Source organism: Enterobacter sp. BWH52 (assembly GCF_001037565.1).
Classification (GTDB): Bacteria; Pseudomonadota; Gammaproteobacteria; order Enterobacterales; family Enterobacteriaceae; genus Enterobacter; species Enterobacter hormaechei_C.
On the sequence record NZ_KQ089854.1, the window covers coordinates 2,625,957 to 2,640,017 of the forward strand.

The 14,061-nt window shown below is 56.6% G+C and carries 10 protein-coding genes and 2 pseudogenes; 6 read left to right on the top strand and 6 right to left on the bottom strand.

Annotated elements, in window-relative coordinates; translation table 11 throughout:
- Positions 1-71 precede the first annotated feature (71 nt).
- The gene (locus tag SK47_RS12370) at positions 72-2,174 is read right to left on the bottom strand and encodes a TonB-dependent siderophore receptor (RefSeq protein ID WP_048244335.1); all 2,103 of its coding nucleotides are present in this window, start codon (positions 2,172-2,174) and stop codon (positions 72-74) included.
- A 160-nt stretch (positions 2,175-2,334) separates the two neighbouring features.
- Here SK47_RS12370 and SK47_RS12375 point away from each other — a divergent pair, with 160 nt between their 5' ends.
- Complete coding sequence (locus tag SK47_RS12375; protein WP_023314318.1) at positions 2,335-3,066, top strand: flagellar brake protein YcgR; 732 nt, start codon at positions 2,335-2,337, stop codon at positions 3,064-3,066.
- A 37-nt stretch (positions 3,067-3,103) separates the two neighbouring features.
- On the opposite strand, the gene emtA is transcribed toward SK47_RS12375, so the two are convergent.
- Complete coding sequence (gene emtA, locus SK47_RS12380; protein ID WP_017384310.1) at positions 3,104-3,715, bottom strand: membrane-bound lytic murein transglycosylase EmtA; 612 nt, start codon at positions 3,713-3,715, stop codon at positions 3,104-3,106.
- A gap of 107 nt (positions 3,716-3,822) precedes the next feature.
- Here emtA and ldcA point away from each other — a divergent pair, with 107 nt between their 5' ends.
- Positions 3,823-4,737 (top strand): muramoyltetrapeptide carboxypeptidase, encoded by a 915-nt coding sequence (gene ldcA / locus SK47_RS12385; RefSeq protein WP_045332140.1) that lies wholly within the window; start codon positions 3,823-3,825, stop codon positions 4,735-4,737.
- A 97-nt stretch (positions 4,738-4,834) separates the two neighbouring features.
- Positions 4,835-6,502: pseudogene (locus SK47_RS12390) on the top strand (potassium/proton antiporter); the annotation flags it as partial.
- Here SK47_RS12390 and SK47_RS24340 read toward each other — a convergent pair.
- The 3 genes and pseudogenes from SK47_RS24340 to SK47_RS12400 form a co-directional block, all read right to left on the bottom strand.
- Positions 6,455-6,559 (bottom strand): annotated as a pseudogene (locus SK47_RS24340) (hypothetical protein); the annotation flags it as partial. The pseudogenes SK47_RS12390 and SK47_RS24340 sit on opposite strands and share 48 nt — an antisense overlap.
- Positions 6,560-6,664: 105 nt before the next feature.
- Positions 6,665-7,735 carry a catabolic alanine racemase DadX gene (gene dadX, locus SK47_RS12395; protein WP_032658963.1) on the bottom strand — a complete coding sequence of 357 codons (1,071 nt, stop codon included), beginning with the start codon at positions 7,733-7,735 and terminating at the stop codon, positions 6,665-6,667.
- Positions 7,736-7,744: 9 nt separating this feature from the next.
- Positions 7,745-9,043 (bottom strand): D-amino acid dehydrogenase, encoded by a 1,299-nt coding sequence (locus SK47_RS12400; RefSeq protein WP_015570317.1) that lies wholly within the window; start codon positions 9,041-9,043, stop codon positions 7,745-7,747.
- Positions 9,044-9,364: 321 nt separating this feature from the next.
- Here SK47_RS12400 and SK47_RS12410 point away from each other — a divergent pair, with 321 nt between their 5' ends.
- Positions 9,365-10,897, top strand: coding sequence for a SpoVR family protein (locus SK47_RS12410; protein WP_045350789.1), 1,533 nt, complete (start codon positions 9,365-9,367; stop codon positions 10,895-10,897).
- 114 nt (positions 10,898-11,011) lie between these two features.
- Here the strand turns inward: SK47_RS12410 and fadR are convergent, their stop codons facing one another.
- Positions 11,012-11,731, bottom strand: coding sequence for a fatty acid metabolism transcriptional regulator FadR (fadR, locus tag SK47_RS12415; RefSeq protein WP_003859951.1), 720 nt, complete (start codon positions 11,729-11,731; stop codon positions 11,012-11,014).
- Between the two features lie 201 nt (positions 11,732-11,932).
- Between fadR and nhaB the strand changes: the two genes are divergently transcribed.
- Positions 11,933-13,471: a Na(+)/H(+) antiporter NhaB gene (gene nhaB / locus SK47_RS12420; protein ID WP_023314322.1), complete on the top strand. Its 1,539-nt coding sequence runs from the start codon at positions 11,933-11,935 to the stop codon at positions 13,469-13,471.
- Between the two features lie 46 nt (positions 13,472-13,517).
- A complete protein-coding gene (gene dsbB, locus SK47_RS12425) occupies positions 13,518-14,048 on the top strand; it encodes a disulfide bond formation protein DsbB (protein ID WP_017693268.1) in 531 nt (176 codons plus the stop codon).
- Positions 14,049-14,061: the final 13 nt, after the last annotated feature.

Below are 14,061 nucleotides of genomic sequence, written 5' to 3' on the forward strand. Positions count from 1 at the left end.
ACCCTCTCCCCAAAGGGGCGAGGGTCAGGTTCCGTGCAATAAAGTGACCCGCTAGCGCCACCGGGCTTTTTTCAGAAGCTGTAACTCGCCCCGACCTGGAAGGTGCGGTCGCGGCCTATCCAGCAGTTGGTCGCGTCATAGCAGGTGAGCGTCTCTTTGTTGGTGACGTTCTGCGCGCTCGCTTTCAGCGTCAGCCCCTCCAGCGATGGCGCCAGTTCACCCATGCGGTAAGATGCCGCCAGATCGTACTGCGTCGTACCGCCCAGCTTGCCTGCGTCGTTGGCTGGCGAGATCTCCATCGGCCCGGTGTAGCGTGCGCCTCCCCCCAGCGTTACCCCTCTCAGCGGCGTGCTGTCGAAGGTGTAATCGCCCCACAGATTAAAGGCGTTCTCAGGGACCTGCGTCGGTCGTTTGCCCTGGTACTTGTCATCTTCGGTATTGATGGCGTGGGTGTAGGCATAGTTGGCAATCAGCGTCAGGTTATCCGTTGGACGACTCATAGCGGAAAGCTCCGCGCCTTTCGATTCCACTTCCCCGGTCTGGCGATAGTTGAGGAAGCCCGGATCGCTGGTCACCACATTTTTCTGACGAATGTTAAACACCGAGGCGGTGAAGGTGGTTGCGTATTCCGCCAGCAGGTATTTCACCCCACCCTCCACCTGCTTGCTGGTGGTGGGCTTAACGTCTTTCGCGGTCAGCGTGCCCTGCGGCGATACTGGGGCGAACCCTTCTGAATAGCTGATAAACGGCGAGAGTCCATTGTCGAAGGCATAAAGCGCGCCCAGTCGTTTGGTGAGGCGATCCTGCGATACCCAGGCTTTGTCACCGTTTTGCAGATAGTTAGTGGTGACGGAACGGTAGTCGTCATAGCGCAGGCTGGCCAGCACGTTCAGCCCGCCAAACGCAATCTGATCCTGGAGGTAATAGCCATTCTGCTGATAGCTGAGTCGGTTTTTCTGCGCGGTTTCAAGCCCCAGCGCATCGTTATCGATCTGCGAGTGATCCGGATGACGCATATCGATACCCGGGGTGGATGAGGCGTAACGATAATGGAAGTGAGAGTTCAGCTTCTGGTAGTCAAAGCCCGCCAGCAGATGATGTTTCCAGTCCCCCAGCGCGACGGTTCGGGTGACCTGGTTATCAATATTGAAGCTCTGCAAATCTTCATCCGTGGTATAGGCGAAGCGGTTAAGCTGGTAGACCTCGCTGCCCGTCCCGGTGGAATAGGCGCTGCGCTGGTGGGTGTCCACGTCAAAGTAGCGCGCTTTCTGGTTAAAGCCCCAGCCACTGTCAAACTCATGCTCAAAGCTGTATCCCAGCATCCACTGGCGCTGCTTAAAGCCGCTCCACTCATCCCCGGCATAGTCACGACGATCGGCGTATTTAGACCGCAGATAGCTTAGCGGCATCGGATCAGACGGCGTCAGGCTCGGCGTATTTTGCGCCAGCGCGTCAATGGTCAGGCGCGTTTTGTCATCAGGCTGCCAGGTCAGGGAGGGGGCCACCAGATAGTTTTCATAGCGCGTGGTGTGCGCCTGTTCGTCACTTTCCGTCGCTTTGCCCAGCAGGCGATAGTTCCAGTCGCTGTTCGCGATCTGCCCCGTGGAGTCCAGGTATCCCTCCTTCAGATTGCGGTTTCCGGTATTAAAGCCCAGTTCCGTTTTCGCCTCTTTCTGCGGCTTTTTACTCTGAATATTGACCAGCCCGCCCGGTGAGCCGCCGCCATACAGCACGGATGACGGCCCCTTCAGGATATCGACGCTCTCAATCAGCAGCGGATCGATTCGCGCTTTGGTGTTCCCGGTGACGTTATAGGGAAGTTGCAGGCCGTTGTAGAACTCCTGATCGACGTTGAACCCGCGGATTTTGTACTCGCTCATGTAAGAGGTGCTCCCGCGCACCTCCGTGGAAACGCCCGGCGCATAGCGCAGGATCTCGTTTACCGAACTGGCGTGCCGCTGCTCAATCTCTTTAGCGGCAATGGTGTTGATCACCTGCGGCGTTTTACTTTCCGCGACGGCTGATTTCGTGGCGCTGTTGGTCCAGGCAGGAAGCGCGCTGCCCTGCTCTGTGCCTGTCACCACGATGGTGGATTCTTCTGCGAAAGCCTGTGTTTGCAATGCCAGCGTGACGGCGCCTGCCAACGCGCATAACGCAAAACGTGAAGTGCTCATAGTGTCGTCTTGTTATTAGATGGTATTGGGAACGGCAATTATTATCATTTCCATTAGCAAATCAATATCGGCGGAGAAAAACAGATCGTTTGTATTAAGTTTCATGCCCGCGTGCCGATAACCCAGAGACAGTCTGTCATCTATCGAGGAGCCATCTGGCGTGAGTAGCTACAGTGAGCAGTTCCTGAAACAAAATCCGCTGGCTGTATTAGGGGTGTTACGCGACCTGAAAAAAGGCGAGGTGCCGCTGCGCATCAACTGGTCAACCAGCCAGTTTATCAGCAAGATCCTGGACGTGACGGCAGAGCACCTGATCGTCGATCTGGGTAGCCAGAGCGATGAAAACCGTGCCGCGCTACAGGCAGAGAATCTCTCGGTGATGGCCGAAACGCAGGGGGCGAAAGTCGAGTTTGTGCTGCCTCGTCTGACCACGATCGCGTACCAGGGTTTGCCTGCGTTTATCGCTCCCCTGCCCGCTAACCTCTGGTTCGTGCAACGCCGGGAGTTTTTTCGCATCAGCGCTCCGCTTCACCCGGCCTATTTCTGTAAGGCAAAAATGCCGGACAAAAAAGAGATTCGCTTTCGTCTCTTCGACCTGTCACTGGGCGGGATGGGCGCGTTAATGGATACGCCGAAGCCGGAAGGGCTGGTGGAAGGTATGCGTTTTAGTCAGATTGAGCTGGATATGGGCGGATGGGGACGCTTCTGGTTTGACGCCCAGCTGATTGCCATCAGCGAGCGCAAGGTGGTGGACGGCAAAAACGAAACCATTACCACGCCGCGACTGAGCTTTCGCTTTCTGAATGTCGGGCCAGGCGCCGAACGCGAACTACAGCGCATCATCTTCTCACTGGAGCGTGAAGCGCGGGAACGCGCGAATAAAGTGCGCTGATAGGCGTCGGGCAGCGTGCTGCCGCCCGACAAAGGCGTTACATAGCGTCCATCGCTTTCTGGACTTTCCAGATATAACGTGGAGCCTGTGCTGACGGATGATTCTTCACAACGTGCTCGAAGAATTCATCTTTATCCATATCGTTAATCTCTTCTATCGCCTCTTTGCGATCGGATGAGAAGGTTCGGAGCAGCGCGCCGGCTCCGTTAACGTACGACACCACCAGTGCATATTGCATCACTTCCGGATCGTCAATCCCCTTCAGAATGCCATGCTCGAGAATGCTCAGGTAAGCGGTTCCCATAGAGATATTACGCTCCGGGTTTTTCAGCTCGCTGGTGGATGGCTGTCCCTTCCAGCCCATGTAGCGATAGACCTCTCTTCCCGCCGTCGAGGCTTTTAACTGCATCAGCCCCACCGCATTCGATTTACTCACCAGCGTCGGGTTGCCGCCGGACTCCACGGCAATGATCGCCGTGATCAGACGCGGGCTCACGCCCCAGGCCTTTCCGGCTTGTTCGCTGATCGGCATCCACTGCATGGCCCGCTTTACCGGCACTTCAGGGTTCCAGGGGGGATTTTGATAATCATGTTTTGAACTACAGCCAGCGAGCAGCACAATCAAAAAAGCAAACCATCTCAATTTCACGTCATCTATCCTTATAGCCGGTCATCGCGGTACGTCGCCCCTTGAAGCAGGCGGCGTATAAGCGGCATGATATAGACAATTAGATTCTCATTCAGCAAGGAATTGCCATGCCTCAGTTTCATCTCATCGCACCGTCAGGCTACTGCATCAATCAGGAGGCGGCACAGCGGGGCGTTCAACGCCTGCTGGAAATGGGCCATCAGGTAGAAAATCAGACAATTATCCCCCGCCGCATGCAGCGTTTTGCCGGTACGGAGGCGCAGAGACTGAGCGATATCAACAGCCTGGCGACGCTGGAAGGTGAAAACACCATTGTGCTGGCCGTGCGCGGCGGCTATGGCGCAAGCCGGCTGCTGGAGAGCATCGACTGGGCCGGGCTGGCCGCGCGCCAGCAGCAGGATCCGCTGTTAATCTGCGGACACAGCGATTTCACGGCGATCCAGCTCGGCCTGCTGGCGTTGCATAACGTCATTACCTTTAGCGGCCCGATGCTGGCCGGTAACTTTGGCGCGCCGGAGCTGGATGCGTTTACGCAGGACCATTTCTGGCGCGCCCTGCAAAACCCGACGTTCACCATCGAGTGGCAAGGCAATGGACCGCACTGGGAATGTGAAGGACAGCTGTGGGGCGGCAACCTCGCGATGCTGGTGTCGCTAATTGGTACGCCGTGGCTGCCGCAGATCACGGATGGCATACTGGTGCTGGAAGATATCAATGAACACCCGTTCCGTGTCGAACGCATGCTGTTGCAGCTGTATCACGCCGGGATCCTGGATCGGCAGTCGGCCATTGTGCTGGGCAGTTTTAGCGGTTCAGCCCCCAACGATTACGATGCAGGCTATTCCCTGGAAACGATGATTGATTTCATTCGTTCCCGCCTGGATATCCCGGTGATCGCCGGCCTGGATTTCGGCCATGAGCAGCAAACCGTTACGCTGCCGCTGGGTGTCCGGGCGCACCTTGTACACGATAATTCAGGCAGTCGGTTAACAATCAGCGGTCATCCGGTCTTAAAGGCATAAAAAAGCCGTTATTCCCCCTCAATAAAACGCTGTTACCGTTGTTAATATGTTAGGGTTTTAATAACAGCGTTCACATTGAGGTGGGAGTAAGACGACATTGGGTGCCACAGCGATAATCAGTCTTTTCATTCTGGGTTCCATCCTGGTAACCTTCAGCATTTTATTAAGTTCATTTTCATCGCGCCTTGGCATACCTATTCTTGTCATTTTCCTGGCTATCGGCATGCTGGCGGGAGTCGACGGAATCGGCGGTATCCCCTTCGATAATTACCCTTTCGCCTATATGGTGAGTAACCTCGCGCTGGCGGTCATCCTGCTGGACGGCGGTATGCGCACCCAGGCAAGTTCGTTTCGCGTTGCCTTAGGCCCGGCGCTGTCTCTGGCGACCGTCGGCGTCCTGATCACCTCCGGCCTGACCGGTATGATGGCGGCCTGGCTGTTTAACCTCGATATTATGGAAGGCCTGCTGATTGGCGCGATCGTCGGCTCGACCGATGCGGCAGCGGTTTTCTCGCTGCTCGGCGGCAAGGGGCTGAACGAACGTGTTGGCTCCACGCTGGAGATTGAATCCGGCAGTAACGATCCGATGGCGGTGTTCCTGACCATCACTCTGATTGAGATGATCCAGCAGCACGAAACCGGCCTGAGCTGGATGTTCGCCTGGCACATCCTCCAGCAGTTTGGCCTGGGGATTATCATTGGTCTCGGCGGCGGTTACCTGTTACAGCAGACGATCAACCGTATTACGCTGCCTTCCGGCCTTTACCCGCTGCTGGCCCTGAGCGGCGGGATCCTGATCTTTGCCGTCACCACCGCGCTGGACGGCAGCGGTATTCTGGCGGTTTACCTTTGCGGTTTCCTGTTGGGCAACCGACCGATTCGCAACCGTCACGCCATTTTGCAGAACTTCGACGGTCTGGCCTGGCTGGCGCAGATTGCCATGTTCCTGGTGCTGGGCCTGCTGGTGACGCCGTCGGACCTGCTGCCTATCGCCGTACCGGCGCTGCTTTTGTCGGCCTGGATGATCTTCTTCGCCCGTCCGCTGTCGGTGTTTGCCGGGCTGCTACCGTTCCGCGGGTTTAACCTGCGTGAGCGGATATTTATCAGTTGGGTGGGTCTGCGCGGCGCGGTGCCGATTATTCTGGCAGTGTTCCCGATGATGGCCGGGCTGGACAACGCCCGCCTGTTCTTTAACGTCGCCTTCTTCGTGGTGCTGGTGTCGCTGCTGTTCCAGGGGACGTCGCTGGGCTGGGCGGCGAAAAAAGCCAAAGTGGTGGTACCGCCCATTGGCTGGCCGGTCTCCCGCGTGGGGCTAGATATTCACCCTGAGAATCCCTGGGAACAGTTTGTCTACCAGCTAAGCTCCGATAAGTGGTGCGTGGGCGCGTCCCTGCGCGATCTGCATATGCCCGCTGAAACGCGCATTGCCGCCCTGTTCCGGGATAACGCCCTGCTTCACCCGACCGGCAGCACGCGGCTGCGTGAGAACGATATTCTCTGCGTGATTGGCCGCGAGCGCGACCTGCCTGCCCTCGGCAAGCTGTTCAGCCAGTCGCCCCCGGTGGCGCTGGACCAGCGTTTCTTCGGCGATTTTATCCTCGAAGCCAGCGCCCGCTTTGCGGATGTGGCGCTGATTTATGGCCTGGAAGGTGGACTGGAGAATCGCGATAACCAGCAAACACTGGGTGAAATTATTCAGCAATTATTAGGGGCTGCGCCGGTCGTCGGTGACCAGGTGGAGTTTGCCGGGATGATCTGGACGGTAGCCGAGAAAGAAGATAATGCGGTGCGCAAAGTCGGCGTAAGGCCGATGGAGGAAGAGGCGGAGTAGCTGCTTTTTTGCCGGGTGGCGCTAACGCTTACCCGACCTACTTTCGGGCTTTTGTAGGCCGGGTAAGGCGAAGCCGCCACCCGGCACATACACAAGTTACACCGTCACAACAGGCACTCTGGGTGCCAGCGCGCACATCAGCTCATACCCAACGGTGCCCGCCGCAGCGGCCACATCATCAATTTTAACTTCGTTGCCCCACAGCTCAACCGGTGACCCGATCCCCGCCTGGGGACACGGCGTTAAATCAATGGCCAGCATGTCCATTGAGACGGTGCCTACCGTGCCGGTGCGCACGCCATCGACCCACACCGGCGTGCCGCTCGGGGCGATGCGCGGATAACCATCTGCATAGCCCCCCGCCACGATACCGATACGCTGTTCGCCCGCTGCCCGATAACGGCTGCCATAGCCCACCGTATCGCCCGCTTTTAACGTCTGCACGCCGATAATCTCGCTTCGTAACGTCATCACCGGCTTCAGGCCGCTGTTGGCGATATCCTGCCACTGACCTGAGGGTGACGCGCCGTACAGAACGATCCCCGGACGCACCCAGTTGTAGTGCGCTTCAGGATGCCAGAGCGTTGCCGCTGAGTTCGACAGCGAGCGCGGACAGTCCAGCCCTTCTGCCGCCTGCTCAATGCGGACTATGGCATCGGCAATTCCGTCCGGCTTTTCCGCATCGGCGAAATGCGCCATCAGCGTCATCTCACCGACGTTTTTCAGCGCACGAAGCTGCTGCCAGACCGTGTGCACCCGTTCAGGCTGAAAGCCCAGACGGTTCATCCCGCTGTTCACTTTGAGATAGATATCCAGCGGGGCATGCAGCTTCGCGTCCTGAATCGCCTTGATCTGCCAGTTACTATGAACGCTGGTCGTCAGGCGGTACTTATCCAGCAGAGGCAGATCCTGCGCATGGAAGAATCCTTCCAGCAGCAGGATCGGTCCTTTCCAGCCGCGCTCGCGCAGCAGGATGGCCTCTTCCAGATTCAGCAGGGCAAAACCATCGGTGGCGCCGAGCGCACTCCAGATACGGTCGATACCATGACCGTAGGCGTTGGCTTTCACCACCGACCAGACACGAGAACCCGGCGCAGCACGGCGAACAATTTGCAGGTTATCCTTCAGCGCCTGCAAATCCAGCTGGGCCAGAATAGGACGGGACATTGCGACTCCTTAATTATGCGCGCCGTGCAGGTGTTGTGGACGCGATGGGGTAAACCCTGATTGATAGCGTGCGGCGCTCAAATCGTCAAACGGAATTGCCGGCGTCCGCCCGGAGATCAGGTCGCTCAGCAGCTGGCCCGAACCGCAGGCCATGGTCCAGCCAAGCGTACCGTGGCCGGTGTTGGTCCACAGATTTTTGTATGGCGTACGGCCCACAATCGGCGTGCCGTCCGGGGTCATTGGGCGCAGGCCGGTCCAGAACGTCGCCTGCTCAATGAAGCCGCCGCGCGGGAAGAGATCGCCCACGACCATCTCCAGCGTTTCACGACGCGGTTTAAGCAGCTCAGTATTAAAGCCCACGATTTCCGCCATGCCGCCGACGCGGATCCGGTTATCGAAGCGGGTGATGGCGATTTTGTAGGTTTCATCAAGAATGGTCGAGACCGGCGCACCGCTGTCCTCTTTCACAGGAATGGTCAGGGAGTAGCCTTTCAGCGGATAGACCGGGATATCCAGGATCCCTTTCAGCATCGCGGTTGAGTAGGAGCCAAACGCCATCACGTAGGCATCGGCTTTGATTACCTCTTCCCCACACTTCACGCCGTAAATCTTCTCCCCTTCCGACAGCAGTTTGTCGACAGAAGTATTGAAGCGGAATTTCACCCCGGCCTGCTCACACATGCGCGCCAGACGCTGGGTGAAAAGCTGGCAGTCGCCGGTTTCATCGTTCGGTAAACGCAGACCGCCCGTCAGCTTGTGCGCGACCTCGGCAAGCGCTGGCTCCACCTGCGCCAGCTGGCTGGCTTCCAGCAGCTGATACGGTACGCCCGCATCTTCAAGCACGGCGATATCGCGGGTCGCGTTTTCGTACTGTTGCGCGGTACGGAACAGCTGAAGCGTGCCGCCCTGGCGTCCTTCATATTCAATGCCCGTTGAGGCACGCAGCGCCTTCAGGCAGTCGCGGCTGTATTCCGCCAGACGCACCATGCGCCCTTTGTTTTCCATATAGTGGCGGGTGTCGCAGTTGCGCAGCATCTGCCACATCCACTTAAGCTGGAACTGCGTGCCGTCGAGGCTGATCGCCAGCGGCGCATGTCGCTGAAACATCCATTTGATCGCCTTCAGCGGAACGCCCGGGGCCGCCCACGGCGCAGCGTAGCCCGGGGAGATTTGCCCCGCATTCGCCGCACTGGTTTCCAGCGCCGGACCGGATTCGCGATCGATAACGGTAACCTCATGTCCCGCCTGACTTAAATACCAGGCGCTGGTTACGCCAACGACACCACTTCCCAGTATGACAACACGCATAGCCACTCCATTATGAGCAAAAGAACAATCATCTAATTACAGATTGATAACCTAGTTGAAAATATTATTCAACATATGACTTTTTTATGGTGACTCAACTCACATATCCCGCTGTATCAGGGGATAGCGCTTATTTGGGATCTCCTGCTGCGCGTTATTTTTAACCAGTAGAAAATTCTGTGAGCACCGCTTTTTTTGCCGTATCGAAAACGTGAAATCGCAAAGAAAAAATTTCTGCGCCCCGCGTATTTGAATGGGGTGATCTATGCTTGAAAGGAGGCTCTCCAGTCAGAGAGAGCGACCAACAACGAGGGCGCGCTAATGGCTACACTAGATTCCATGTCCAGGGACAGCACCCGTCTGAGCGATGGACCCGACTGGACCTTCGAGTTGCTGGATGTCTACCTGGCGGAGATCGACCGGGTGGCCAAACTCTATCGTCTGGATACCTACCCCCATCAGATTGAAGTCATCACCTCGGAACAGATGATGGACGCTTACTCCAGCGTCGGGATGCCGATTAACTATCCGCACTGGTCGTTTGGTAAAAAATTCATTGAGACAGAGCGGCTGTATAAGCACGGGCAGCAGGGATTGGCGTATGAAATCGTCATTAACTCTAACCCATGTATTGCCTATCTGATGGAGGAGAACACCATTACCATGCAGGCGCTGGTGATGGCGCACGCCTGCTATGGACATAACTCGTTCTTCAAAAATAACTATCTGTTCCGCAGCTGGACGGACGCCAGCTCAATCGTTGATTACCTCATCTTCGCCCGTAACTACATTACCGACTGCGAAGAGCGCTACGGCGTGGACGAGGTTGAGAAACTGCTGGACTCCTGCCACGCGCTGATGAACTACGGCGTTGACCGCTATAAGCGTCCGCAGAAGATCTCCTTGCAGGAGGAGAAAGCCCGGCAGAAAAGCCGCGAGGAGTATCTGCAAAGCCAGGTGAATATGCTGTGGCGCACCCTGCCAAAACGTGAAGAGGAGAAAACCGTCGCCGAGGCGCGTCGCTACCCTTCCGAGCCGCAGGAAAACCTGCTCTACTTTATGGAGAAAAACGCCCCGCTGCTGGAGCCCTGGCAGCGTGAGATCCTGCGCATCGTGCGCAAGGTGAGCCAGTATTTCTATCCGCAGAAGCAAACCCAGGTGATGAACGAAGGCTGGGCGACCTTCTGGCACTACACCATTCTGAACCACCTGTACGACGAAGGGAAAGTTACCGAGCGGTTTATGATGGAGTTTCTGCACAGCCACACCAACGTGGTGTTCCAGCCGGCATATAACAGCCCGTGGTACAGCGGCATTAACCCGTACGCGCTCGGCTTTGCCATGTTCCAGGATATCAAGCGTATTTGTCAGTCGCCCACCGAAGAGGACAAATACTGGTTCCCGGATATTGCCGGTTCCGACTGGCTGGAAACGCTGCACTTCGCGATGCGTGATTTTAAGGATGAGAGCTTTATCAGCCAGTTCATGTCGCCGAAGATCATGCGTGATTTCCGCTTCTTCACCGTACTGGATGATGACCGCAACAACTTCCTGGAGATCTCCGCGATCCACAACGAAGAGGGCTATCGCGAGATCCGCTCGCGCCTGTCGTCCCAGTACAACCTGAGTAATCTTGAACCGAACATTCAGGTGTGGAACGTGGATCTGCGCGGCGATCGCTCTCTGACGTTGCGCTATATTCCGCACAACCGCGCACCGCTGGATAAGGGGCGTAAGGAAGTGCTGAAGCATGTGCATCGCCTGTGGGGATTTGACGTCTTGCTGGAGCAGCAGAACGAAGATGGCAGCGTGGAGCTGCTGGAGCGGTGTCCGGCGCGGTTGAATACGCTGTAGTGGGATTTTTTGCCCGGTGGCGCTACGCTTACCGGGCCTACGGGACCTGTAGGCCGGGTCAGGCGAAGCCGCCACCCGGCGAAAAAAAACCTCTCAATCGAGAGGTTTTTTCTTTTACCGGCCCTGAATCGCTAAATCACCCGGCAGCGTTTTCTGCATCCGGTGCCAGATTTCACCGGAGTCGTGGCCGTAACGACGCACGGTTTCATAGACCTGATCGTGCAGCCCTTCGGTGCAGAGTTTGCTCAGTTTATGATAGAAGCCGAGCGCCAGACTGCGGGCTTCAGGGTTAGCAAAGTAGTGACGACCAATGCGCGTATATAACCCTTTCATTCCATTCAGGATCAAACCGTAAACCGGATTGCCGGAAGCAAACGCCAGACCACGGAACACGTTGTAATCCAGGGTCGCAAAGGCATCCGCGTGGTCTTCCACCTCATTGGCGGTAGCAAGTACCTTCAGCGCATCTTCAGGGTGCTGGCGAAACGCGGTGCGGATGAAAATGGTGGCGATGTTGGTGCGCACGGAAAGCAGATTATCAATCAGCTGCGGTACGCTTTCGTGATCGAGACGCGCCAGCGTTTCCAGAATGTTCAGCCCGGACGTTTCCCAGAAGTTATTCACTTTAGTGGGTTTGCCATGCTGTATCGTCAACCAGCCATCGCGCGCCAGACGCTGGAGCACTTCTCGCAGCGTGGTACGGGTGACGCCAATCAGTTCAGAGAGTTCGCGTTCAGCAGGTAGAATTGATCCCGCAGGGAAACGATTATTCCAGATGCTTTCAATGATGTACTCTTCCGCGAAACCCGCCGGGCTCTGCGCCTTAATGACCATAGTGAGATTTCCATTACACAGCTTTAGCAAATTGCACTCATCATACCAGAGGCGTGCAGAGGCAGATAGCGCAGCAGAGACAGAAAAGAGGGATCGCCGTTTCATTTTTATGAAATTTACAAATGGCTTAATCCCCCGCTCTGCCGCCATTTTTGCGTATACTGATGTCTTGTCTTATTTGACGGGGAAAGGACGTCTGTCGTGGAAATTTCATTTGGGCGCGCGCTGTGGCGCAACTTTTTAGGTCAGTCACCTGACTGGTACAAACTCACTTTACTGGTATTCCTGGTCGTTAATCCCGTTATCTTTTTGCTGGATCCCTTCGTTGCCGGGTGGATGTTGGTCGCCGAGTTTATCTTTACCCTGGCGATGGCGCTGAAGTGCTATCCGCTGTTGCCCGGCGGGCTGCTGGCGCTGGAAGCCGTGGTCATTGGAATGACCAGCGCGGAGCATGTTAAAAACGAGATAGCGTCGAATCTTGAAGTCCTGCTGCTGCTGATCTTCATGGTGGCGGGGATCTACTTTATGAAGCAGCTTCTGCTGTTTATCTTCACCCGTTTGCTGCTGAGCATTCCGTCGAAAACGCTGCTCTCGCTGGCGTTTTGCCTCGCCGCAGCCTTCCTCTCTGCCTTCCTGGATGCGCTGACGGTCGTGGCGGTAGTGATCAGCGTCGCCGTCGGCTTTTACGGGATTTACCACCGGGTGGCCTCGTCTCGTCCTGGCGATAACTTGCAGGACGACAGCCACGTTGAGGCGCACAACCGCGATGTGCTGGAACAGTTCCGCGCATTTCTGCGCAGCCTGATGATGCATGCAGGCGTGGGGACGGCGCTGGGCGGCGTGATGACCATGGTCGGGGAGCCGCAAAACCTGATTATCGCCAAAGCAGCTGAGTGGCATTTTGGCGAATTTTTCCTGCGCATGGCGCCGGTCAGCGTACCCGTGCTGGTCTGCGGGTTAGCCACCTGTGTGCTGGTCGAAAAATTCAACCTCTTTGGGTATGGCGCGACGTTGCCCGATCAGGTCCGCCAGGAGCTGCATAAGTTTGACGAGCAGAGCCGCAAACAACGCACGCGCCAGGAGACGCTGCGCCTGATTGCACAGGGCTTCATCGGCGTGTGGCTTATCGCTGCGCTGGCCTTCCACCTTGCCGAGGTGGGGCTGATTGGCCTGTCGGTAATTATCCTTGCAACCAGCCTGGGCGGCGTTACGGACGAACATGCTATCGGAAAAGCCTTTACCGAAGCGCTGCCGTTTACCGCCCTGCTGGCGGTGTTTTTTGCCGTCGTGGCGGTGATTATTGACCAACATCTGTTCGCGCCGATCATCGCGTTTGTGCTTCAGGCCACGCCAGATTCGCAGCTAACGCTGTTCTATTTGTTTAACGGTCTGTTGTCCTCTATATCCGATAACGTCTTTGTCGGGACGGTATACATCAATGAGGCCAAAGCCGCGATGGAGCAAGGGATTGTCAGCAGTGAACAGTTCGAGCTGCTGGCGGTGGCGATCAACACCGGAACCAACCTCCCCTCCGTGGCAACCCCGAACGGTCAGGCGGCATTCCTCTTCCTGCTGACCTCGGCGCTGGCGCCACTCATACGACTTTCTTATGGAAGAATGGTCTGGATGGCGCTGCCGTATACGCTGGTGCTTACCCTGGTTGGTTTACTGTGCATCAAAATTACTCTCGTTCCCTGTACGCAATGGTTATTGCAAGCAGGTATACTTGCGGCGCATTAAAATTCGTTTACACTGCGCTGTCTAAGCATGTTCCAGGGAAATGATTATGTTGCGATTTTTGAACCAGTGCTCACGCGGTCGCGGAGCGTGGTTGTTGATGGCCCTGACCGCCTTTGCGCTGGAAATGGTCGCGCTGTGGTTTCAGCATGTGATGGGGCTGAAACCTTGCGTACTGTGTATTTATGAGCGTTGTGCGCTGTTCGGCATTATGGGCGCGGGTCTGGTAGGTGCGATTGCACCCAAATCACCGTTACGCTATGCGGCAATTGCCATCTGGCTGTACAGCGCCGGGAAAGGCATTGCGCTTGCCTGGGAGCACACCCAAATGCAGCTTCACCCGTCGCCGTTTATGACCTGCGATTTTGCCGCCCGCTTCCCGAGCTGGCTGCCGCTGGATAAATGGCTGCCGCAGGTGTTTGTGGCCTCCGGTGACTGCTCTGTACGCCAGTGGGAATTCCTGACGCTGGAGATGCCGCAGTGGCTGGTGGGCATTTTTGTCGCCTACTTTGTGGTGGCGCTGCTGGTGCTGATTGCCCAGCCGTTCAAACCAAAGAAACGCGATCTTTTTGGAAGGTAAAAGCAGAACGGCA